General features: G+C 56.8%; 22 protein-coding genes, 1 pseudogene and 1 riboswitch. Of the genes and pseudogenes, 8 read left to right on the forward strand and 15 right to left on the reverse strand.

Annotated features, from left to right (window positions below; translation table 11 throughout):
* The 5 genes from LOKVESSMR4R_RS00330 (at window position 1) to bluB (ending at window position 4,033) form a co-directional block, all read left to right on the forward strand.
* Window positions 1–768 carry a thiazole synthase gene (locus LOKVESSMR4R_RS00330; protein WP_087205694.1) on the forward strand — a complete coding sequence of 256 codons (768 nt, stop codon included), beginning with the start codon at window positions 1–3 and terminating at the stop codon, window positions 766–768.
* Window positions 768–1,361 carry a thiamine phosphate synthase gene (locus LOKVESSMR4R_RS00335; RefSeq protein WP_087212275.1) on the forward strand — a complete coding sequence of 198 codons (594 nt, stop codon included), beginning with the start codon at window positions 768–770 and terminating at the stop codon, window positions 1,359–1,361. Before LOKVESSMR4R_RS00330 ends, LOKVESSMR4R_RS00335 begins: the two co-directional genes overlap by 1 nt.
* Window positions 1,337–2,326, forward strand: a complete 990-nt coding sequence (locus tag LOKVESSMR4R_RS00340; protein WP_237331864.1) for a ThiF family adenylyltransferase — start codon at window positions 1,337–1,339, stop codon at window positions 2,324–2,326. Before LOKVESSMR4R_RS00335 ends, LOKVESSMR4R_RS00340 begins: the two co-directional genes overlap by 25 nt.
* Window positions 2,323–3,051 (forward strand): bifunctional hydroxymethylpyrimidine kinase/phosphomethylpyrimidine kinase, encoded by a 729-nt coding sequence (thiD, locus tag LOKVESSMR4R_RS00345; RefSeq protein ID WP_087205698.1) that lies wholly within the window; start codon window positions 2,323–2,325, stop codon window positions 3,049–3,051. The genes LOKVESSMR4R_RS00340 and thiD overlap by 4 nt, the downstream gene beginning before the upstream one ends.
* 73 nt (window positions 3,052–3,124) lie before the next feature.
* Window positions 3,125–3,303: riboswitch (cobalamin riboswitch) on the forward strand.
* Window positions 3,304–3,352: 49 nt separating this feature from the next.
* Complete coding sequence (gene bluB, locus LOKVESSMR4R_RS00350; RefSeq protein ID WP_087205701.1) at window positions 3,353–4,033, forward strand: 5,6-dimethylbenzimidazole synthase; 681 nt, start codon at window positions 3,353–3,355, stop codon at window positions 4,031–4,033.
* A 7-nt stretch (window positions 4,034–4,040) separates the two neighbouring features.
* Here bluB and queF read toward each other — a convergent pair whose 3' ends face one another.
* From queF to LOKVESSMR4R_RS00375, 5 genes are all read right to left on the reverse strand, one after another.
* Complete coding sequence (queF, locus tag LOKVESSMR4R_RS00355; RefSeq protein WP_087205703.1) at window positions 4,041–4,508, reverse strand: preQ(1) synthase; 468 nt, start codon at window positions 4,506–4,508, stop codon at window positions 4,041–4,043.
* A 15-nt stretch (window positions 4,509–4,523) separates the two neighbouring features.
* The gene (gene queE, locus LOKVESSMR4R_RS00360) at window positions 4,524–5,243 is read right to left on the reverse strand and encodes a 7-carboxy-7-deazaguanine synthase QueE (RefSeq protein WP_087205705.1); all 720 of its coding nucleotides are present in this window, start codon (window positions 5,241–5,243) and stop codon (window positions 4,524–4,526) included.
* Window positions 5,240–5,596 (reverse strand): 6-carboxytetrahydropterin synthase QueD, encoded by a 357-nt coding sequence (gene queD, locus LOKVESSMR4R_RS00365; RefSeq protein ID WP_087205707.1) that lies wholly within the window; start codon window positions 5,594–5,596, stop codon window positions 5,240–5,242. The genes queE and queD overlap by 4 nt, the downstream gene beginning before the upstream one ends.
* Window positions 5,596–6,294, reverse strand: coding sequence for a 7-cyano-7-deazaguanine synthase QueC (queC, locus tag LOKVESSMR4R_RS00370; protein WP_087205709.1), 699 nt, complete (start codon window positions 6,292–6,294; stop codon window positions 5,596–5,598). The genes queD and queC overlap by 1 nt, the downstream gene beginning before the upstream one ends.
* A gap of 288 nt (window positions 6,295–6,582) precedes the next feature.
* A complete protein-coding gene (locus LOKVESSMR4R_RS00375) occupies window positions 6,583–7,215 on the reverse strand; it encodes a tyrosine-type recombinase/integrase (protein WP_087212278.1) in 633 nt (210 codons plus the stop codon).
* Between the two features lie 310 nt (window positions 7,216–7,525).
* Here LOKVESSMR4R_RS00375 and LOKVESSMR4R_RS00380 point away from each other — a divergent pair, with 310 nt between their 5' ends.
* Window positions 7,526–8,290 carry an SDR family NAD(P)-dependent oxidoreductase gene (locus LOKVESSMR4R_RS00380; RefSeq protein WP_087205710.1) on the forward strand — a complete coding sequence of 255 codons (765 nt, stop codon included), beginning with the start codon at window positions 7,526–7,528 and terminating at the stop codon, window positions 8,288–8,290.
* Here the strand turns inward: LOKVESSMR4R_RS00380 and LOKVESSMR4R_RS00385 are convergent.
* From LOKVESSMR4R_RS00385 to LOKVESSMR4R_RS00405, 5 genes are all read right to left on the reverse strand, one after another.
* On the reverse strand, window positions 8,262–11,063 hold the full coding sequence (locus tag LOKVESSMR4R_RS00385) for an AMP-binding protein (protein WP_087205713.1): 2,802 nt from the start codon (window positions 11,061–11,063) through the stop codon (window positions 8,262–8,264). The two genes, LOKVESSMR4R_RS00380 and LOKVESSMR4R_RS00385, sit on opposite strands and share 29 nt — an antisense overlap.
* A gap of 381 nt (window positions 11,064–11,444) precedes the next feature.
* Window positions 11,445–12,293: a carboxylating nicotinate-nucleotide diphosphorylase gene (nadC, locus tag LOKVESSMR4R_RS00390; RefSeq protein WP_087205715.1), complete on the reverse strand. Its 849-nt coding sequence runs from the start codon at window positions 12,291–12,293 to the stop codon at window positions 11,445–11,447.
* The gene (locus LOKVESSMR4R_RS00395) at window positions 12,290–13,855 is read right to left on the reverse strand and encodes an L-aspartate oxidase (protein WP_087205717.1); all 1,566 of its coding nucleotides are present in this window, start codon (window positions 13,853–13,855) and stop codon (window positions 12,290–12,292) included. Before LOKVESSMR4R_RS00395 ends, nadC begins: the two co-directional genes overlap by 4 nt.
* A gap of 5 nt (window positions 13,856–13,860) precedes the next feature.
* On the reverse strand, window positions 13,861–14,910 hold the full coding sequence (gene nadA / locus LOKVESSMR4R_RS00400) for a quinolinate synthase NadA (protein ID WP_087205719.1): 1,050 nt from the start codon (window positions 14,908–14,910) through the stop codon (window positions 13,861–13,863).
* 195 nt (window positions 14,911–15,105) lie between these two features.
* Window positions 15,106–15,336: a hypothetical protein gene (locus tag LOKVESSMR4R_RS00405; RefSeq protein WP_087205721.1), complete on the reverse strand. Its 231-nt coding sequence runs from the start codon at window positions 15,334–15,336 to the stop codon at window positions 15,106–15,108.
* Between LOKVESSMR4R_RS00405 and LOKVESSMR4R_RS00410 the strand changes: the two genes are divergently transcribed.
* Both LOKVESSMR4R_RS00410 and LOKVESSMR4R_RS00415 read left to right on the forward strand, forming a co-directional pair.
* Entirely contained in the window at window positions 15,335–16,222 is an 888-nt protein-coding gene (locus LOKVESSMR4R_RS00410; RefSeq protein WP_087205722.1) for a tyrosine-type recombinase/integrase, read from the forward strand. The genes LOKVESSMR4R_RS00405 and LOKVESSMR4R_RS00410 overlap by 2 nt on opposite strands.
* Before the next feature lie 10 nt (window positions 16,223–16,232).
* Window positions 16,233–16,550: pseudogene (locus tag LOKVESSMR4R_RS00415) on the forward strand (IS91 family transposase); the annotation flags it as partial.
* A 324-nt stretch (window positions 16,551–16,874) separates the two neighbouring features.
* Here the strand turns inward: LOKVESSMR4R_RS00415 and LOKVESSMR4R_RS00420 are convergent.
* The 5 genes from LOKVESSMR4R_RS00420 to LOKVESSMR4R_RS00440 form a co-directional block, all read right to left on the reverse strand.
* A complete protein-coding gene (locus LOKVESSMR4R_RS00420) occupies window positions 16,875–17,324 on the reverse strand; it encodes a DUF411 domain-containing protein (protein ID WP_087205724.1) in 450 nt (149 codons plus the stop codon).
* A gap of 40 nt (window positions 17,325–17,364) precedes the next feature.
* The gene (locus LOKVESSMR4R_RS00425) at window positions 17,365–18,756 is read right to left on the reverse strand and encodes a multicopper oxidase family protein (protein ID WP_087205726.1); all 1,392 of its coding nucleotides are present in this window, start codon (window positions 18,754–18,756) and stop codon (window positions 17,365–17,367) included.
* A complete protein-coding gene (locus LOKVESSMR4R_RS00430; RefSeq protein ID WP_087205728.1) occupies window positions 18,753–19,703 on the reverse strand; it encodes a copper resistance D family protein in 951 nt (316 codons plus the stop codon). The genes LOKVESSMR4R_RS00425 and LOKVESSMR4R_RS00430 overlap by 4 nt, the downstream gene beginning before the upstream one ends.
* A gap of 6 nt (window positions 19,704–19,709) precedes the next feature.
* Entirely contained in the window at window positions 19,710–20,069 is a 360-nt protein-coding gene (locus LOKVESSMR4R_RS00435) for a copper resistance CopC family protein (RefSeq protein ID WP_087205730.1), read from the reverse strand.
* Between the two features lie 69 nt (window positions 20,070–20,138).
* Window positions 20,139–20,483 (reverse strand): copper-binding protein, encoded by a 345-nt coding sequence (locus tag LOKVESSMR4R_RS00440; RefSeq protein ID WP_087205731.1) that lies wholly within the window; start codon window positions 20,481–20,483, stop codon window positions 20,139–20,141.
* Between the last annotated feature and the right edge of the window lie 4 nt (window positions 20,484–20,487).

Below are 20,487 nucleotides of genomic sequence, written 5' to 3' on the forward strand. Positions count from 1 at the left end.
ATGCAGCTTTATGGCATTGAAATCACCTCCCGGCTTTTGCTGGGCACCGCGCAATACCCGTCGCCCTCGATCCTTCGGGATGCAATCACCGCCAGTGGTACGGAAATCATCACCGTTTCGCTGCGACGGGAAACTGTTGATGGGTCGGGGGCAGGGTTTTGGGCCGGTTTGCGCGCCCTAAATATGCACATCCTGCCCAACACCGCCGGATGTTATTGCGTACAAGAGGCCGTGACGACCGCGCATATGGCGCGTGAGGTTTTTGGAACGGACTGGATCAAGCTGGAGGTGATCGGTCATGCAGACACGTTGCAGCCGGACGTTTTCGCGCTGGTCGAGGCCGCGCGCGTGCTTTGCGGCGACGGGTTCAAAGTTTTCCCCTACACGACGGACGATCTTGTGGTGGGTGAAAAGCTGATTGAGGCTGGCTGTGAGGTTTTGATGCCGTGGGGGGCGCCGATTGGGTCGGGCCAAGGTTTGCGCACGCCGGATGCACTGCGCAGCATGCGCGCCCATTTTCCGGACATTCCGTTAATCGTGGATGCAGGGATCGGGCGGCCATCGGACGCCGCCCATGCGATGGAACTTGGCATGGATGCGGTTTTGTTGAACACGGCCGTGGCCAAGGCGGGTGAACCGGCAAAAATGGCGCATGCCATGGCCTTGGCGATTGAAGCCGGGCGCGCGGGCTTTGCCGCCGACCTGATGGAGCCACGCGACATGGCCGTGCCATCAACGCCCATCATGGGGCTGGCGAAATTGGCATGATGGAACGGTTTTATCTAATTGTCAGTCATGTTGCCCGCCTGGAATTGTTGGTGCCTCTCGGGGTGAAGCTTGTGCAGTTGCGGATCAAGGATCAACCTGACACCGAAATCCGCCGCCAGATAACGCGGGCCCGCGATTTTTGTGCCGTGCACGGTGCGCAACTGGTTGTGAATGATCATTGGCGCGCCGCCATCGATTTGCGCTGTCGTTTTGTGCATTTGGGGCAAGAGGATATGCAAACCGCGGATTTCGTGGCCTTGCGAACAGCCGGGGTTCGCGTTGGGCTGTCGACCCACGATGAGGCGGAATTGGATCGCGCGCTGTCGCACGATCCGGCTTATGTCGCACTTGGGCCGGTCTATCCGACGCTGTTAAAGAAAATGAAATGGGGGCCACAGGGGCTAGAACGGGTGGCGCAGTGGAAAAAAATCGCTGGTCAAACGCCCGTGGTCGCCATTGGCGGGCTTACGCCGGATCGATTGCCGGGCGTGTTTGCAGCAGGGGCTGACAGCGCGGCAGTGGTGACGGACATCCAGATGGCAGATGATCCCGAAGCGCGGACCAGAACATGGCTGACGGCGTGTGCGTCATGAACCGGTATGCGCGTCAAATAATCCTGCCTGAAATCGGGACTGAGGGGCAATCAAAGCTAAGCCGCGCCCGTGTTCTGGTGGTGGGGGCAGGCGGGCTGGGCTGCCCCGTGTTGCAATATCTTGTCGGGGCAGGGGTCGGGCAGATTACGGTGCTGGATCCTGATATCGTCGAAGAAAGCAATTTGCACCGCCAACCGCTTTATACGATGTCGGATGTGGGACGGCCCAAGGTGTTGGCCGCCCGTGATCACCTGTTGGATGCCAATCCCGCATCGTCATTACAGACACATATGACGTCACTTTACCCCGGTAATGCGGCGGCACTGGTGAACGATGCAGACGTGGTCGTTGATGCGGCTGACAGTTTTGCCGTGACTTATACGCTGTCGGATGCCTGCAAAATTGCCGGTGTGCCCCTGATTTCCGCCAGTGTCCTTGGCCAATCCGGTTATGCGGGCGGGTTTTGCGGGCCTGCGCCGTCAGTTCGCGCCATTTTCCCTGATTTGCCAGCGCGCGCGGGCACATGCGCCACGGCTGGTGTGATGGGGCCGGTCGTGGGCATGATCGGCACGGTGCAGGCGCAAATGGTGCTTCAAATCATACTGGGCCACGCGCCCAGCCCGCTTGGGCGGATCGTGACGTTTGACGCGTCTACGTGGCATTTTGGGGGCTTTTGTTTTGCCGGTACGCCGGAACCGCAACATCGGCCTTCGTTCGTGGGGCGTGCGGACATTTGCGGCGATGACCACGTAATCGAATTGCGTACCGAAGAAGAGGCGCGGGATACCATCACGTCGCAGGCCGAAAGATGGAGCGTTGAAACGATCCCTGATTTTGTGCCGCGGGCCGGACGCCGCGTGGTTTTGTGTTGTGCAACGGGGGTACGGGCGTGGCGCGCGGCATCAATCCTCAATGAAAACGGGATCACAAATACAGCCTTGCTTGCAATAAGGTGCTGCGAATGACGCGCGTGCTTTTGATTGGTGGAACGGACAGCAGCGGCGGCGCAGGATTGATGCGGGATGGGGCCGTGACATTTGATTTTGACTGCGTGCCTCTGCCGATTGTGACAGCGGTTACCGCGCAAACAGATCAGGCCGTTCAGGTTGTTCATCTGGTCCCGCCGGAGATCGTTGTTGCGCAACTGAAAACTGCTTTTGTCGGTGATCCACCGGATGCAGTTAAGATCGGAATGGTGGGGACCCGTGAATGTGCGCGTGCCGTCGCAAGTGTGTTGATGAACTATCGGATCCCGATTGTTTTGGACCCGGTGTTGCACGCAAGTTCTGGCGCGGCTCTTTATGCTGGGGGGGGGGTTAGCCCGCTTACAAAAATTGCAACGCTTTTGACGCCAAACCTGAATGAGGCAGCGGCGTTGCTTAACCGTCGTCCGGCCACTGACGATGACGACATTGCGGACCAGGCACGGGCGTTGCGCGCTCGCGGTGTCAACGCAGTGTTGATGAAAGGGGGACATTCACAGGACCATGAGTGCACGGATCACCTGTTTGATGCCGGCGGACATCACCTATTTACGGGCAAGCGGCAGCCAATGACGCGCCGCGGCACCGGATGTACCCTTGCGACCGCCATAGCGTGCCGTTTAGGGGCACATCGACAGCTTGTTGATGCGTGCCGGGATGCGTTTGACTATACGAAAATGTGGATTTCGGCTGGCCAGTTGCCCTGACCGCAGAGGCCCAATTCACAAGGCCCACGCCTTGCGACGCATAATTTCAGCCTTGTGTCTGGTGCTGATCCATGTGCCTTTGGTCGTGTCTGGTGCCCCGAATTGGGGAGAATCGGGAAGCTGGTGAAAGTCCGGCACGTGCCCAACGCTGTGAAGGTGATGATCTTTGTTTATGCCACTGGAGCAATCCGGGAAGGCGCTCAGATCAGAAGACCCTAAGTCAGAAGACCGGCCAGACAGCATAGCCTGTTCCACGCGGACGGTGGGGCGGGCGATTACAAGTATTGTTGGGGATAAAACAATGCCAAATACGTCCGCGCTGGCGCAGGCCGCGCCCTTTTCTAAAGCCGAACGCGACGCCGTTTACAAAGCCATTTATACCCGCCGCGATGTGCGCGATCAGTTTTTGCCAGATCCGATTCCGGACGAAGTTCTGCACAAGTTGCTTGATGCGGCGCACCATGCGCCCTCGGTCGGGTTTATGCAGCCGTGGAATTTCATCGTCCTCCGTGCGCCGCAAGATCGCGAACGCATGTGGCGGGCGTTTAATACGGCGAACGAGGAAGCCGCTGGCATGTTTAGCGGTGAACGCCAGTCCACGTACCGATCCCTAAAGCTGGAAGGCATCCGCAAGGCACCGGTAAACATCTGTGTGACCTGCGACCGCTCGCGCGGCGGCGAGGTGGTGCTGGGCCGCACGCACAATCCGAACATGGACCTATACAGCACGGTCTGCGCGATCCAGAACCTTTGGCTTGCTGCACGGGCCGAAGGGATCGGAATGGGCTGGGTCAGCATTTTTCATGACGCTGACGTTAGGGCGCTTCTCGATATCCCTGACCGGATCGAGATCGTCGGTTACCTGTGTCTCGGCTATGTCGAGCAGCTTTATGAACGCCCCGAACTTGAGGTCAAAGGCTGGAACCGGCGCACGCCGCTTGAAGAGCTGATCTTTGATGGGAAATGGCAAGGCGACCCGTAAGGCCGTCTTACCCACGCCCGCGATAGGTCGGGACACCTTGATCAGGAATCCAGACGCCGCTGGGTTGCGCGCCGGTCTGGAAAAAGACATCAATCGGGATGCCGCCGCGCGGATACCAATAGCCGCCCACGCGCAGCCATTTCGGCGCTAATGACTCAATCAGGCGCTTGCCGATCGTCACGGTGCAGTCTTCATGAAACGCGCCGTGGTTTCGGAACGAGCCCAAAAACAGCTTCAGTGATTTGCTTTCCACCAACCAGTCGCCTGGTACATAATCCAGCACGATATGGGCAAAATCCGGCTGGCCGGTCATGGGGCAAAGCGAGGTGAACTCTGGCGCGGTAAAGCGCACGGCGTAATCGGTCCCCGCCTGCGGGTTCGGGACCCGTTCCAGCACAGCCTCTTCCGGGGTTTTCGGCAGCGTGGTTTGGCCGCCCAACATGGTGAGGTTTTTGTAGATATCTTCGTTTGACATAATCAGTTCCTTGTCTCACACGCCGCGCTTGTTGCCCCAGATCAGGGTATGAAGCTGCGGCAGAATATGGGGGGTGAACCAGCGGTCACCCAGTGTTTTGTCGACCAGCCACTGCATGCGGTCGATGATACCATCTATGTCGATGACGGCGTCCTGCGCATCTGGCGGCGGTGGGGTATGATTGCCCGGCTGAAGATAAAGAGGCAGGGCGGCGTAGCGGCCGGCCACGTCGCGGGCCCAATTATAATCGACCTCGTCGAATATAACGATCTTCAGGACTGTCCGCGCGGTTTTGGCCTGCGCGAGGCAATCGTCAAACTTGTCCCAGTCCACGGTTTCACCCGATGAGGGCGGTTTGGGGCTGAGCACCAGAAGATCGAGGTTCTCAAACCAGTCCTGCGCAACCGACCCCTGCGTTTCCAGTGCAAACTTGTACCCCTGCGCGTGGCCCATACTCATCAACGGACCAAAGTTCTGGATTGCAGGGTTGCCGCCCGAGAGGGACACGGTCAAAGGTGTGCCGCCCGACAGATCCCAAACCTTGGCCCAAATGTCGTCGGTTGTCATTTTGGCCCAGTCGTGGCGGTATTCGCTGTCAACGGCGTGCAGGCTGTCACACCAGCTGCACCGATAATCACAGCCACCGGCCCGAACAAAGACCGTCGGCGCGCCGATCAACGCGCCTTCGCCCTGAATGGTGGGGCCGAAAATTTCGGCGATGCGTAATGCGGTCATGGCCGGTATTCCGCCCAGGTCTTGGGCGTCTCGCTGACCTTAACGGCGCTGGTCTGGTCCCAGCGCGCCTTGCACCAGTCATACAACATCTGCGCCATCCATTCCGATGTCACCTTGTCGTGGCCAAACACCTCGTTCAGATGGCGGTGGTCCATCTCGTCGTCGATGTAGCGTTTTAGCGGGGCAAGCGCGTTGTAATCCAACACGAACCCGTCCTCGTCGAGGGTGTCACACGCCAATTCAACCACGACGATGTAATTGTGCCCGTGCAGCCGCGCACAGGGATGATCCTGATGTAGATGGCACAGCTGATGGGAAGCCGAAAAATGGAATTCTTTAGTAATTCTGAACATTACAATTGCCCCTTTTCGACAGTGGTCTTCCAGAAGTCAGGGTCGTCGTATTCGGTCGGGTCAATAACCTCTGCCAAGGCAAATGCCTCTTGGCGCTCAACGCAGGTGCCGCACCGCCCACAATGTTTTTCACCGCCTTTGTAGCAGGACCATGTGTCGCCAAAGGGTGTGCCGTGGGCCGCGCCTTCGATCACGATGGCGGATTTCGGGATGTGCACGAATGGCGTGTAAAGCCGGATCGCGGCGTACCCATCCAGCGCGTGTTTCTGCATGGCTTCGAAGGCGTCGATGAACTCGGGGCGGCAATCTGGATAAATGAAATGATCGCCCCCATGCACCGCCGCCGCCACTGCGTCCGCCCCCTTAGCCGCACCAATCCCGAAGGCAATGGCCAGCATGATCGCATTGCGGTTGGGAACAACCGTAATCTTCATGCTGTCCTCCGCATAATGCCCGTCCGGCACATCAACATCATCCGTCAACGCCGACCCGCTAAGATGTTGGCCAATATGGCGCATGTCGATCAGATCATGCGGCACGCCCAGCCGGTCCGCACAGCGCGCTGCAAATTCGACTTCTTTCTTGTGCCGCTGGCCGTAGTCAAACGAGACGAGGCCAATGAGGTCGTTTTCGTCGGCCACTTTATGGGCAAGCGAAACAGAATCGAGACCGCCTGAGCAGATTACAATCGTTTTCATGTCATATCCTTGTTTTCTAAACCGGGTAGGCTGCGACCGGTGTCTGGGCTTTCCAGACACCGCATCTTTATCAACCACATTCTGGAATGTGAAGACGATTGGCAGCCACACGCTCTTGCGTCGGCTGTGGAGCGCGTCTCCGCAACTCGCGGAGTCTGCTTACCGCGCTTCGCTTCAAATTGATTGCAGTAAAGCGTCCGGAACTATGGATTCAATGCCGCCACATACCCCGCCTTGATACATAACCGGCCCGGGAAGGCGAACAGCATAAAGCCGTTCTACCACGCATCAAATGTCGATCTTCTCGGCGATGCTCAGCGCATCTTCAAGTTCGACACCGAGATATCGCACTGTACTGTCAACTTTGGTGTGTCCAAGCAGAAGTTGGACCGCGCGGAGGTTGCCAATTTTACGGTAGATCGACGCCGCCTTCGTGCGCCGCATCGAATGCGTACCGTATCCACTCGGATCGAGACCAATCGCTGAGACCCAATTCCGAACCAGACGACCATACTGCCGTGTCGACACGTGTGGCCGATCATGGAAACGGCTCGGAAACAGGAAACTGCACCCGAGCATTTCCGGACTGCAAACCCAATTCCACAGAGAATCGCGCGTGCTTTCAGAGACTTCGAACTGTACTGGCCGATTGGTTTCACTCTGGATGACCGAAACACGTTCGCGAACCCTATCGTTGGAGACGAGATCAGTGACTGTCAGTCGGACAAGATCGCAGCCCCGTAATTTGCTATCAATCGCGAGGTTGAACGGCGCCAAATCTCTGAAACTTCCTGCGAGTTCAAGCCGAGCACGAATGGCCCAGACCTGCTTGGGCAGCAATAGGCGCTTTTGACCAATCAGCCGCCCCTTGTTCCAGGGTCGGCATTTAGACTTGACGGCAGGAAGTTGGATTCTGGACATGAGTTTTCCTCCATCCATCCCTCCAACCCAAGGCATCGACACAGTGTCGACGGTCGAATTCGATCAAGAAAGGTAAATGGCCGCTCTCAGGGTGGCGTGATCGCGCTGAACCGCAGCGTTGCGAATGGCAGTGATGAGCCCAAACAACCGATTTTCGGGATATAGAGAAGGCTAGACGCGTTTGGTGGCCTGCTCCTTCAAGCATCAAGCGCGCATCTGTAGATTTCTTCGAAAACTCCAATTGAACATCAAGATGTCATTCGGGCATAATGCCCCCATCAAATATCCAAGAATGGAAAGCAGTTAACACATGGCCAAAGTAGCGATTATCACGGGTGGTTTGTCAGGGATGGGTCTGGCAAGTGCCAAGCGGTTGATCGCTGATGGCGTGACTGTTTGTATCGGCGCGCGGCGCGGCGATGATGCCGATGCAGTAGCCGCGCTACATGCCAAACTGGGCGTCGTGGTGTTTGTCGCCAAGCTAGACGTGCGCGACAGCGACAGCGTTGCGGGTTTTGTGTCGGCGGTTGTCGCGGCCCATGGCACGGTTGATATCTTGCTCAACACGGCGGGCGTATACGAAGAGTCCGCGGTCATCGATCACCCTGATGACATGTGGGATGCTCATATCGACACCAACTTGACCGGCACGTTCAAAATGATCCGCGCAGTGATGCCAATTATGAAAGCCAAAGGCTGGGGCCGGATCATCAATCTCGCCTCGACGGCGGCCCATGAAGGGCTGGAAAATAACGTGGCCTATTGCACCTCTAAGGCCGGACTTTTGGGGCTAGGCCGCTGTGTCAGCCTTGAGGGGGCGGCCCATGGCATTACCTGCGTCAGCATCAGCCCAACTTGGGTCGAAACCGAAATGCTCAAGTCCTTTGTGGATCAAGAGACCACTGAAACAGGTCTGCCTCGCGCCAAAATTCAAGCTAAATATGAGGCCTCAAATCCGCAAAATGCCTTGGTCCAGCCGTCCGAAATCGCTGATCTTGTCGCGTTTTTGGCCAGTGATGCGGGTCGCGCGATCACCATGGAAGACATCAAGGTGAACGCTGCGACGAACTGGTAAAGCGGCGCGCCACCAAGGCCTGTGGGTCAGCGGCCGCCGCAAGAGGTGTTCCGGTGATCTGACCCCATGCCGTTTGCGCCGCCCCATGATCAAAACAAGACGCCGCACGCAGCACGCTGGTGTCCGAGGCGATCAAGGCGCGCTCTGCCTCTGACAAAGGCGCGTCGCGCAGCCATGTTTGCAACGGGAGCACTGCAAACCCTGCCGGGATCATCTCGGGTGTGACAAAGGCATCAGGGGCAAAGTTGTAAAACGCTTGCCCCTTGCCTGCGGGGAGCCCGACGAGGAAATTTGCGACCTCATGCACATCTACCATACGAAATGTGAAACCCTCAGGCACCGCGTTCATGGCCATGCAAGCTTTCATGATGATCTCGTAGATGTCTTTGGCATTGGGCGCCGCAAGGTCGTAAAGCGACGGCAGGCGCACAATGGCTGCCGGGACATTTGACGCTGAAATCTGGGCCTCGGCTTCGATTTTTGCGGCCCCATAGCCAGAACTCCCATCGAAGACTGTTGTTCTGGCCTCTGGGTACGGGCCGCCGGTATCAGGGAACACCGCAGACGATGAGGTGAAGCGCAAATCCGCGCCCGCATCGTCGCAAAACTGCAAGATAATGGTGATACCCGTTTGGGACCATGTCTGCGTATGTCTGCGATCCACCGCAAGATTAACCATCGCCGCACAATGGATCACCGAAGTTACACAGGAGACCAACGCGCCATAGCCGGGTGCATCCAATCCAAACCGCGCCTCATCAATAGAACCGGCAATCAGAACCAAGCGATCAGGGTCCACACTTTGGTCTTTTGCAATCCGCAACAACCGATCTGTGGGTGCATTGCGTTTTTCACGGATCACGCAGTAGATCACTTGATCAGCAGGTAAGGCACGTGCGGCGGCTGCCAGCACGCGACTGCCCAAAAATCCGGTGACTCCCGTTAGTAAAATCCCCTTGCGGGTAAAGGCGGTGTGGGGCTCTGGCGTGCTTTCAGTCTTAGCAAGAATGTCATGCAAACGTCCCAACGGCACATTCAGCGCAAAGTCAAAATCCACGCTTCGGCTGTAAATCTCTTCCAGTGCCAACAGCAGGGTTACGGCCATCAATGAATCACCACCTTGGGCGTGAAGGGACAACGCGGGGTCAAGGTCGCTGACCGAACAGCCCATGACCTTTGCGCATTGCACGATAGTCGGGAGCGCGTCCAATGCGGCGTGGTCATCGATTTGGGCCAACGTGATGTCGGGCAAGGATTTGAAATCGCATTTGCCCGACACAGCATGGATTGGTATCTCGTCCAGCCGCACCAGATAACTGGGGATGCAATAGGCTGGCAGGTCCTTGCGCATGACTTTGGATAGGGCGGATGGTATGCGTATTTGGCCTGTGCCCAAGGCCCAATTGCGGTCATTTTGCGCGGCTTGATCCGCATCACTGCTATAATAAATGATCAGGGCTTTGCCACGGCCTGCGATATCTTTGATCCAAGGCACGGCCTGACCAAATCCGATATAGGCACGCAGCGTTTCCACCAACTCACGCGTCTGAATACTATGCCCTCGGAGCTTGAGCATATGGGCAATGCGCCCCATGACAAACACGGCTCCTTGCGCATCCACATAGCCCTGATCACCGGTGTCATAGAGCCGCACGCCGCGACCTTGAAGCGTGAGATTGCGGAATCGCAACGCTGTTTCATCAGGTCTGTTAATGTAGCCCGGCCCCAGCATTTGCGGCCCCTCAAAATGCAACAATCCCGGCTGTCCTTCCGGGCAGACTTGATCGCTGTCATCCAGCACAACTGCGCGTAGATGTGGCATGGGCACCCCCACAGACACTGGCCCGCTGTTGGATTGACGCTGTGTGACATCAGTTATCGCAATGTCATGGGTCTCGCAAATACTATATAGGTTCCAGAGCTTCACATGCGGCAACTTTGCATGCACCGCCGCGATCAGATCATCACTGACGACTTCACCGTTGAGGATGATGCGCTGCAACGCTACGCCTGTGATGGCCGTTGCAGGCAAGGCCTGCAGAGCGTTCTCTAAGGCCGATGGGGTGAACAGCATTTCCGTCACGGCGTGGCGATGCCAAAATTTTACCAAATCAAGCGGGCTCATGAGTTCGTTGAATTGGGCAAAGCAAATGGTGGCACCTTTTCGCAAAGGGCGGAACATTTCCCAAATCGCAAAGATATAACACCCGACCCGGTCATCAGGGCCATAAGGCGTATAGGCGTCACGCCATTCATAGGACAAAAACGCAGAGGTCTGTGTCACAGGAATACACTTTGGTTTCCCAGTCGTGCCAGACGTCGCCACGATATAAATGATGTCATCTGGTGCTACTTGTGCTCCGACGACGGGACGCGCAGGCTGGTCATTCAGATTTTGAGCAAGCGCCGCGACATCAAAGCAGGCGCAGCTTTGTGGCAATTGCCCTGTCGCGGGCGGCTCGGCGTGAAAAATCACGCCGATCCCAAGCTCGTCGATGATATTGCGTAACACATCATGTGGCATCGCAGGATCAAGATGTACAAAGGGGCGTCCAAACACGACACAGGCTGTCACCGCAGCGCCAAAAGCAGCGGACGGTTTCCCGAAGACTGCAACCGGTGCTGCCGTTGGCATATACGTTTGAAGCCGCTCAATAAAATCTGCCAGCTGACCATACCGTATCGATGTATTCACATCGGTCAGGGCAATGAGATCATGGTGATTTTGGAGGGCCTGTGCGATCTGCGCGGGAACATTTGAAAGTGCGGTCAATGAGTTTATCACTTTATGGGTTCCTAACGACGCTTTAACTAGGGATTGCGACACTCATCATCGTATCTCTTTCGAAGATCAAGGCGCAAAACGGCAAGGTCCGCTGTAAAAAAAGAAATAGGCCATTAATGAGGAAGCTGGATGCAAAAGGCATCCACATGGTTGCTGGTCAACGACGTAATCTCGCAATGCCAAGTGAGGCTGCAGACATTGAAACTCGTGAAGGGAGTGTTGAGTTTGTTCCGAGGGGCAGTCCCAAAACGTCCTACTTGCAAAGTGCCCAAATGACAGATTTTCAGTGATCATATCGTTGATACCGACTTGCCTCCGTTATTCTGAAAGTCCGGAAATTCATCGCTAAATGCTAGCGCAACGCAAGCGTCAAAAATCCAAACCAATATCAACGGTAGCTGCCGAATGCGTCAACGCGCCGGATGAGATGTAGTCAACGCCCGTCGCTGCGATCGACGCGATACGACCGCGTGTGACGTTTCCGCTTGCTTCCGTCTTCATGCGCCCATCAACAAGTTCAATTGCTTCGTGCAGCATTTCGGTGCTCATATTGTCCAGAAGAACGACTGACGCCCCACCTACCTCAAGGACGTCTGCCAATTGATCTAATCGGTCCACTTCGATCTCAACAGCCATCATGTGGCTTGCATGAGCCTTGGCGGCTTCAAGCACTTGCCGCACACCACCCGCTGCCGCGATGTGGTTATCCTTGATTAAGATTGCGTCCGACAATGAGTAACGGTGATTGAACCCGCCGCCGTGGAGCACCGCTAGTTTCTCGACCAAGCGCAGGCCCGGCGTCGTTTTGCGGGTGCAGGTCACGCGGGCAGCCGTGCCTGCGGTTTCCGCGACAAAAGAGGCCGTCTTTGTTGCAATACCCGTTAAGCGCCCCGCAAAATTTAAGGCCACCCGTTCCCCTGACAAGATCGACGCTGCACTGCCTTTAATGGTCATCAGGGTGTCGCCAGCTTTACAGGGCTGGCCATCCACAACATGAGTTTCAATCTCAAGCGTTGCATCCACCAGATGAAATGCAATACGCGCCACCTGCATGCCCGACACAATGGCGTCGGCCCGAGCATTCAGACATGCTGTGTATGTCGTCTCGGCCGGGATCACTGCGCGGGTTGTTACGTCGCCGTAGCTGCCCAGATCTTCCATGAGTGCGTTACGGATCATCGGTTCTAGGATCATGTCAGGAACACAGGAAAAGCTCATGATGCTTCCTCGCAAATTTGGGACCGTATAGTCATGGCGTCGTTTAGCGTGAGGCGTGACCGTTGGCCGTCGCCGGGGAATATATCTGGAAAATCTGACCGTTCATGCGCGCCTCGGCTTTCTTCACGGGTGAGTGCTGAGGCCGCGATCAAAGTAGCGGTCGCCGTCATATTTAGAAATGAGACACTTGCCCCGAAGGTCGTCTCAAGCTCAGCGATCTTGCGCAGTGCCGTCTTGAGGCCATTTGCATCACGCACGACGCCCACAAAAGTTGTCATGGTTTGGCGTAACTCTGTCACCGCATCAGGATCAGGCGGCGCACCGCCGTCTTCGAACGTGATGTTGATCTCAGGTGCCGTGCCGTCTGGCACTACTGCTGCTATACTTTCGGCGCAAATACGCGCGTAGACCAAGGCCTCAAGCAAGCCGTTTGAGGCCAGACGATTGGCACCGTGTAATCCGGTTGAAGATGCCTCGCCGCAAACCCAAAGATTACCTAAAGACGCGCGGCCATCGGTGCCCGTTTCGATCCCTCCCATGTGATAATGCGCGGCGGCGGCCACCGGAATGGGCATCATCGCAGGGTCGATTCCGTTCCGGGCGCAGGCTTCTGCGACGGCAGGATAATCTGTCTTGATTGTCTCGCCCAAGACATCACGTGTATCAAGCATTGGACGCTGCCCAGCTTGGGATTGGGCAAATATCGCGCGAGCCACGACATCACGCGGCGCAAGCTCAGCATCGGGATGCAAGGCCTGCATGAACCGTTCACCTTGATTATTGATCAAGATAGCACCTTCACCGCGCAGAGCTTCGGTTGCCAGTGGGGCAGGATCTTCACCAACGTTCATCGCGGTTGGGTGGAATTGAACAAACTCTGGGTCTGCAATCGTAGCACCTGCACGGGCAGCCATACCAATCACCTGCCCACGAATGCGGGGCGGGTTTGTCGTCACAGCATAAAGCCCACCGGAGCCACCACCCGCTAGCAACACGGCACTGCCCCGCAGCATCACAGGGGCAGAGCACAGGTCATCGGAAGATTGAATCGCGATGCCGGTAACCTGCCCACCCGTGACTTCCAGATCACGCGCCATGGTGCCTTCTAAAATCTGAATTGACGGGGTCTTGCGGACCTTTTCGATCAATGCGCCCATGATCTCGGCACCAGCTTGGTCTCCTTTGACGCGGACGACACGGGCAAAGCTATGGGCGGCTTCTCGCGACATGACGTAGTCACCGTTTTCGGCTCGGTCAAAGGGTGTTCCAAGAGCCGTCAGATCAAGGATGTGGGTACGCGCCTCTTGTGTGACCAAATTGGCGACGACGGGATCAACGGTTCCGTCACCTGCCTTGATCGTATCGGCGGCATGGCTTTGGGCACTATCATTGACGTTCATCGCCGCGGCAACGCCACCTTGCGCCCAAGCCGAACTCGCCCCTTCCCCCAAACACTCGGGAGAGATCACCACAACGGGCCGCGGCGCGAGTTTGAGCGCCGCATAAAGCGCAGCAAGCCCTGCGCCGACAATGACAATACGATCGGTCTGAATGGTTTTCATCTGTGTCAAAGGCCCAGTTTGCGCGACATGTCGATCATCGCTTGCACGGATTGGCGGGCCTTTTCAGCGACGGTAGGGTCTACGAGCACTTCGTTTTCACCGCTATGCAGAACCCACAAGATTTTCTCAAGTGAGATTTTCTTCATATAAGGACACATGTTGCAAGGGCCAACAAAGTCTACCTCTGGCAGGCGATCCGCGATATTGGACGCCATTGAGCATTCGGTGATTAGCATTGCCTTTTCGGGCTTTTCGTCCGTGACATACTTAAGAATACCGCTGGTCGAGCCAGAGAAATCTGCCTCTGCCACAACGTCTGGCGGACATTCAGGATGCGCAATTAACCGTGTGCCCGGATTCCATTCGCGGAATTCGCGCAGGTCTTTGGCGGTGTATTGTTCGTGAACGATGCAAGAGCCGGGCCAATATACCACGTTCTTATGGCTTTGACTGGCGACGTTTTGTGCAAGGTATTTATCTGGCGTCATAATAACCGTGTCGCTTTCCATCGCGTTCACGATTTGCAGCGCATTTGATGAGGTGCAACAAATGTCTGACGCGGCCTTCACTTCGGCGGTTGTGTTCACATAGGTCACGACCGGCGCGCCTGAGTATTTAGCACGCATCTCATCAATACCAGCCGCCGTGATGCTCTCCGCCAAGGAACATCCGGCATCCATATCGGGCATCAAGACCGTCTTTTGCGGGCTGAGAATTTTCGATGTTTCCGCCATGAAGTGAACGCCAGCTTGAACGATCACATCCGCATCAACGTCACTGGCCTTCATCGCAAGCTGTAAGCTGTCGCCAACGAAGTCAGACACGCCATGAAAAATCTCGGGCGTCATGTAATTGTGCCCAAGAATAACAGCATTGCGCTCTTTTTTTAAAGCGTTGATTGCCTTGACATAGGGCGCATAAGTGACCCAATCTGGCGGCGACACGACGCGCGACATACGCGAGTAGGTATCTTGCAATTCCGAAGCACATTCGAGTGAAGGGGTAAGATCATAGTGACCTGAAAGAACGGTGCGAATATGCGAAAGGTCTAGCATTGAGGGTGTCTCCGGTTATTTTGGACATCCAATACACGGCAAACGCCCGCAGGCCAATCTCTTGCTCATGTAACAGTGATTTTCGGCGTGACTTCCAAAACCAGCCATTGGAACAGCGGCAACCAACGGCGGATTTGTCCGCAGTGTGTGAATTCAGGTCTTCAGAATTGCTGCAAAATGCCCCAATGACCGCATTCACCTCTGCGGCGCGGCGACGATTTCGCGGCGGCGCAGCAGGTTCTCGTGCTGCGTGCGCACGCAGCGAATTTTTGACACTTCCGGTGTGGGCTCACGGACGAAGCCGCTCGCGCGGCAATGGCGCTCGTGGCTGGTGTTGGTCTTGATCTGATAGACCAGCGCATTTTGCGATTTGGCTGACTTGTTTGACGATTGGGGTTTCTCAATCGACGGACAGGAGGATTTCATGGTCAGTGAGAGAACAACGCCGCTTCGTGAGCGGATGATCGAAGACATGCGCATTCGGGGGCTGGGGCACCAATCCCAGCGATCGCATATCCGGGCGGTGAAGGATTTTGCTTCGTTTCTGGGGCATTCACCGGATACGGCCACGCATGAGGAGCTGCGCGCGTATCAGCTTCATATGACGGATACCGAGGTCACGCCCTCAGTTTACAACGCGCGGATCACTGCCTTGCGTTTCTTTTTCTCAATGACCTGCGGACGTGATGAGGTGAAGAAGTACATGCAATTCCGCACCGAACCGCGCAAGCTACCCGCTGTGCTCAGCGTCGAAGAGGTTTCCGAGCTTCTGGCCGTCGCACCTGGTCCCGGGCTTAAGTACAGCGCGGCGCTCAGTATCTCATATGGTGCGGGGCTGCGCGCCTCAGAGGTTTGTAACCTCACCACCGGCGATATCGACAGTGATCGCATGCTGATCCATGCCCTGCAGGGCAAGGGGCGTAAAGACCGCAAGGTGATGCTGTTGCCCGGATTGCTCGACCTGTTGCGGGATTATTGGTGCGAAGCACGGCCTGAGGGGTGGATGTTCCCTGGCAAACCGAAGATTAATCCGATCTCACCGCGTCAACTCAACCGGGCCTTCACATCGGCTAAACGCATGGCCGGGATCAACAAGCCCGCGACGTTGCATACACTGCGGCACAGCTTTGCCACCCATCTGCTGGAAGCAGGTACCGATGTGCGGGTCATTCAAGTGCTGCTTGGCCATGCCAAGCTGACGACCACAGCCCAGTACACCAAAGTCGCCACCAAGATGATCCGGGATACGACCAGTCCGTTTGAAGCCCTCAAACAGTTGAACCTCCAGACCCGCAAAAAGCGACCGGAGTGACGGACGGGGATTGCCGCGCGCAAGGCTGGAGGTCGCTGACATATTCCGCAAGCATGGTCCCGCATGGCGGCGGGCCAATGCAGGGCATGTCAGCCTGAGCCAGCTTAAGGTGATGTCAGCGATAGAGGCCTGCCGGACCGAGGCGCTCGGTGGGCATGTGGCAGCCTGCACCAAGTGCGATCACCAGCATATCGCCTACAATAGCTGCAAGAACCGGCATTGCCCGAAGTGTCAGGGACCTGCTGCGCGCGACTGGATGGCGGCACGGGCCGAAGACTTGCTGCCCGTTGAGTATTTCCATGTGGTCTTCACCCTGCCAGCCGAGATTGGCCTAACTGGACCGAACGTGCATATTTGGGCATCTTGAAGAACAAGTTGAGAACATTCGGCGTTCGCTGACTTTCGCTGCGCCAGCCACGAACTGGTGAGATGCGGACGAAGCGTAAATTCGCTGCGCATGCGTGTACGGCTGCTTAAGCGCGCGTTGCGGCCTTTCAAGATGGTTTGCTGACCTTCATTGGTAATGGTCTCTATCGGGTAAGAGAGTCTGCTCATCGTTCCGACTTCGAGCCATAATCCAAACTTCTGTCACATAGCTGACCGCCACGCCATGTGAAGTGGCGATCAAAGCACGTGACTTAGGTGGTTAGACCTACGAATGGCGCTCAAACACAATGGTCTCTCCACCATGCAATACAAGTAGCGTTTCGAAAGCATCGCGCTGGTCCCCCATCTCCATGCCGGGCGAGCCGATCGGCATTCCGGGAACGGTCAGGCCAACGGCATCTGGACGCTCAGCCAACAGGCGTTGGATGTCAGCCGCCGGGACATGGCCCTCGATGACGTACCCTTCTATGAACCCTGTGTGACAGGAGCTAAGCTCGGGTGTTATCCCTGCATTGTCCTTGGCGGCCCACAAGGCATCTTGCGTGATGTCTTGCGCATCGACGTCAATCCCGGCGGATTCAACGTGGGCGATCCATGCCGAGCAGCATCCGCAAGTCGGGGATTTGAGCACTTTCATGCTTGGCGTTGCGGCAAAGACCGGACCAGCGGCAAGTGCTGAGCCAGCGGCGATCATTAGGAAGTTTCTACGGTTCATTGGATTTCTCCTTTGGTGTTTTATTCTGGCGCTACGTGGTTCACGCCACGCGCAGCCATGTCATCATTCCGCCTGCAGAATGCTCCAGCATGTGGCAATGCAAAAGCCAATCTCCGGGATTGTCGGCAACAAATGCGATCTGCGCGGTCTCGCCTCGGTCCATAAGAAGCGTGTCACGAAGCGGACCTGCCGTCCCATTCGAGCCGATCTGGCGGAAATGGTGACCATGAAGATGCATCGCGTGGGGCCAGGCCGTATCGTTGGTGATGTCGATCCGAACGGTTTCGCCCCGATCAGCCGCAACCAAAGGCTCATCCGGCATGTCGGCCATGCCGTTGAAGGCCCAGACTTTACCGGCTCCGGCCATCTCGCGCATGCCCATCATCTGTCCGCCCATCATGGCACCACCCATACGTCCCATGGCCCCGCCTTCCATCAGAAGGGCTGCCTTTCTGGCAGTCTCCAAAGGGCCAAGCTGCGGCACCGGGTTGGGTGGCAGTGGTGACGGAGCGTCCAGACGTTCGGATCGGGCGATCGCTGTGACATCAAATGTTGCGATTGCATAACCGCCGTCACGCTCGAAACTCACAAGGAAAGCTTCCTCGCCAACGCTCGCTGTCACGTCAACAATGATATCCGCCCGTTGTGCCGGTGCCAGTGTCAGGCGATCCAACGGTTGTGGTGCATCAAGCGGCATGCCGTCCAACGCAATGATCCAGCCCCCAAGGCCCTGAGCCTCAAGCGAGAAAATCCGCGCATTTGCGGTGTTCACAAGGCGCCAACGATGACGACTGTGCTGCTGAACAGGTTTCCGCCAGTCACCCAATCCGTTCACAGTGATCCAGTTCCCGATCCGACCGGCATGCGCCCAATCGTGCATATCACCGAAACCGCCCGCGATCTGGGCATCCTCCGCCAGACGCCAGTCATCAATTAAAAGCACCTCATCGTTATCGACTTCGGGGCCTCCCCCGGCCTCTTCGACGACCAGCGCCCCGGATAGCCCCCGCGCCATCTGCTCATAAGACCGATTGTGGGGATGATACCAATAAGTTCCGGCATCTGGCACAACGAAGTCATAGAGAAATGTCGCTCCAGGTTCGACGACGTCTTGTGTCAGACCGGGGACGCCATCCATCGCGTTGTCGAGGCGGATCCCATGCCAGTGGATGGTGCTCGGCTGCGGGAGTTCATTTTGAAATCGGCGCGTCATTCGGGCGCCTTGCGGCAGCCTGATCATAGGACCCGGAACCGCTCCGTTGTAGCCCCACACCTGTGTTTCAGGGTAGTTCGCGGGCGCAAGTTGAAGCACGCCTTCACGCGCGATCAGGTCTGGCGGCGTTCCAGCCTGTAGAGCTGTCGGACGAAAGCCAGTTGCCGCCAATGCCGCAACCATCCCACCTCCAAACCTCCGACGTGTGATCGTTTTCATAAGAAACCCCCTCTGTTCGTTTCTGTGGTCTGACCGCTGGCGGCCGCACTCCCGATTTGGTTTGTCGCTTCGGGCGCGCTTATCGTTGTCAGGATTGCTGTTGTCACAAGGATCAGTGCCACAAGCACCGATTCCATTTGAATGCTCCGACGCAGATGCGCGCTGGCACCCGGCTCTTGCCGGAGCAAGGCAGGCGTAAGCCGCAACTTGTTCCATGCGGCAAAGCCAATGATGCCGAGAAAAACGCCCAGCTTGATTGCAAAAAACTGCCCGTAGGAGGTAAAAAACGCATCCAGTACGTTGCCAGTTAGCAGCCATAGGGTAACTCCCCCCGCCAAGGTCAACGCACCAACGACCCAGACGGCAATCCGGCCAAAATCGTGGCTGACCTGCCCGGCGACACTGGCCGTGTCCGCCCCCGAAAGGCGGTAGAGCGGCGTGAAGGCCCCAATCCAGAACGCCAAGCCCAGGATATGGAGCGAGATGAGTGCGGCAAGCAAAAAGCGTGGTTCTTCCAGCGCATGGCCGCGAAACACGAAAGATGCCGCCACGACAAGGACGCCGAAGACCGCGAGCGGTCGCCCTTGGCGTGCGGGCAGCAGGATCGCACAAATCAAAGCCAGTCCGACAAGCCGCAAAACGATGCTGGAGCCCAGGGGGCTTTCCGAAACCATCGTCAGCATCATCGGATCAGTTGCGCCCTGCCATGTGCCGCCCATCAGGAAACTCGCACGCAGCGGAAGTCGCAACAGAGACAAAAGGGCTGCCCCAATGGCGCAGAAGACCGACAACCGGCGCAGCGTTTGCACCTCGGGTGCGGGAAGACGGCGGAGCATTAAAATACTCAATATGCTGCCCATTGCGATCAAGGCCGTCGCGTAGACAAGCGCCTTTACGCAAATGGACAGCCAAGTGACCAAGTCAGCTGAAGCGAGCGCGCTCAGCATCGGCTCTCAATTCGAGATTTCAAAACTGAACGTCCCTTGCATTGGATGACCATCGGTTGCCAGTCCCCGCCACTCGACCTTGTACTGACCTGCTGGCAACGCTGGCGGCGCGGCACTGAATTCACTGACAGGCTGCATATTGTCGCTGCGCGTCACATCATGCGAAGCTCCATCCTGATCGGTGAGAGAGATCAGAGTGACGCGCATTGGCATGTCAAAGCGCATTGAAATTGTCGGCGGAGACGTCTCCAGAACGGCCCCATCCGCTGGCTCCGTTGCCTCTTTCTTGGAATGCGCATCTGCGCTTGGAGATGCGAACGCCAGCGAAAGTGCCGCGATCGCGGCAAAGTAAACGGCAGGTTTCATATTTTGCTCCTGAGCCTGGATTTGAAAAACGCTGACCGGAAACCAGGTCTCCGGCCAGCCGTCGCCGCCTTATTCAGGCATCATCGCGCCAATTGCATACATGCCGTCGTCGCCCTTGATCAGCATCAGCGTGACGGAATCTCCAGCCGCAATATCGCCCATCATTTCCGCGTCGGGCATCATCGCCAAATCCATCGTCATGGCGGGCCAGCCGATTTCAGGGATGGGTTCGTGACTGACATTGGCAGTGCCTTCGCCGATGGAATTCACCACGGCCTTGGTATGTACGGCACCTTCCATCATTTCGTCACTCATCGGCATGTTCGAATGGTCCATGTCCGAGTGGTTCATTTGCGCAAACGCCAGTGGCGCGCTCAGAACGAGAACGGAGAGGGCAAGAGGGAGAGTTTTCATGGGT

Origin of the sequence: Yoonia vestfoldensis (assembly GCF_002158905.1) — a bacterium.
In the GTDB taxonomy this organism is placed as follows: domain Bacteria; phylum Pseudomonadota; class Alphaproteobacteria; order Rhodobacterales; family Rhodobacteraceae; genus Yoonia; species Yoonia vestfoldensis_B.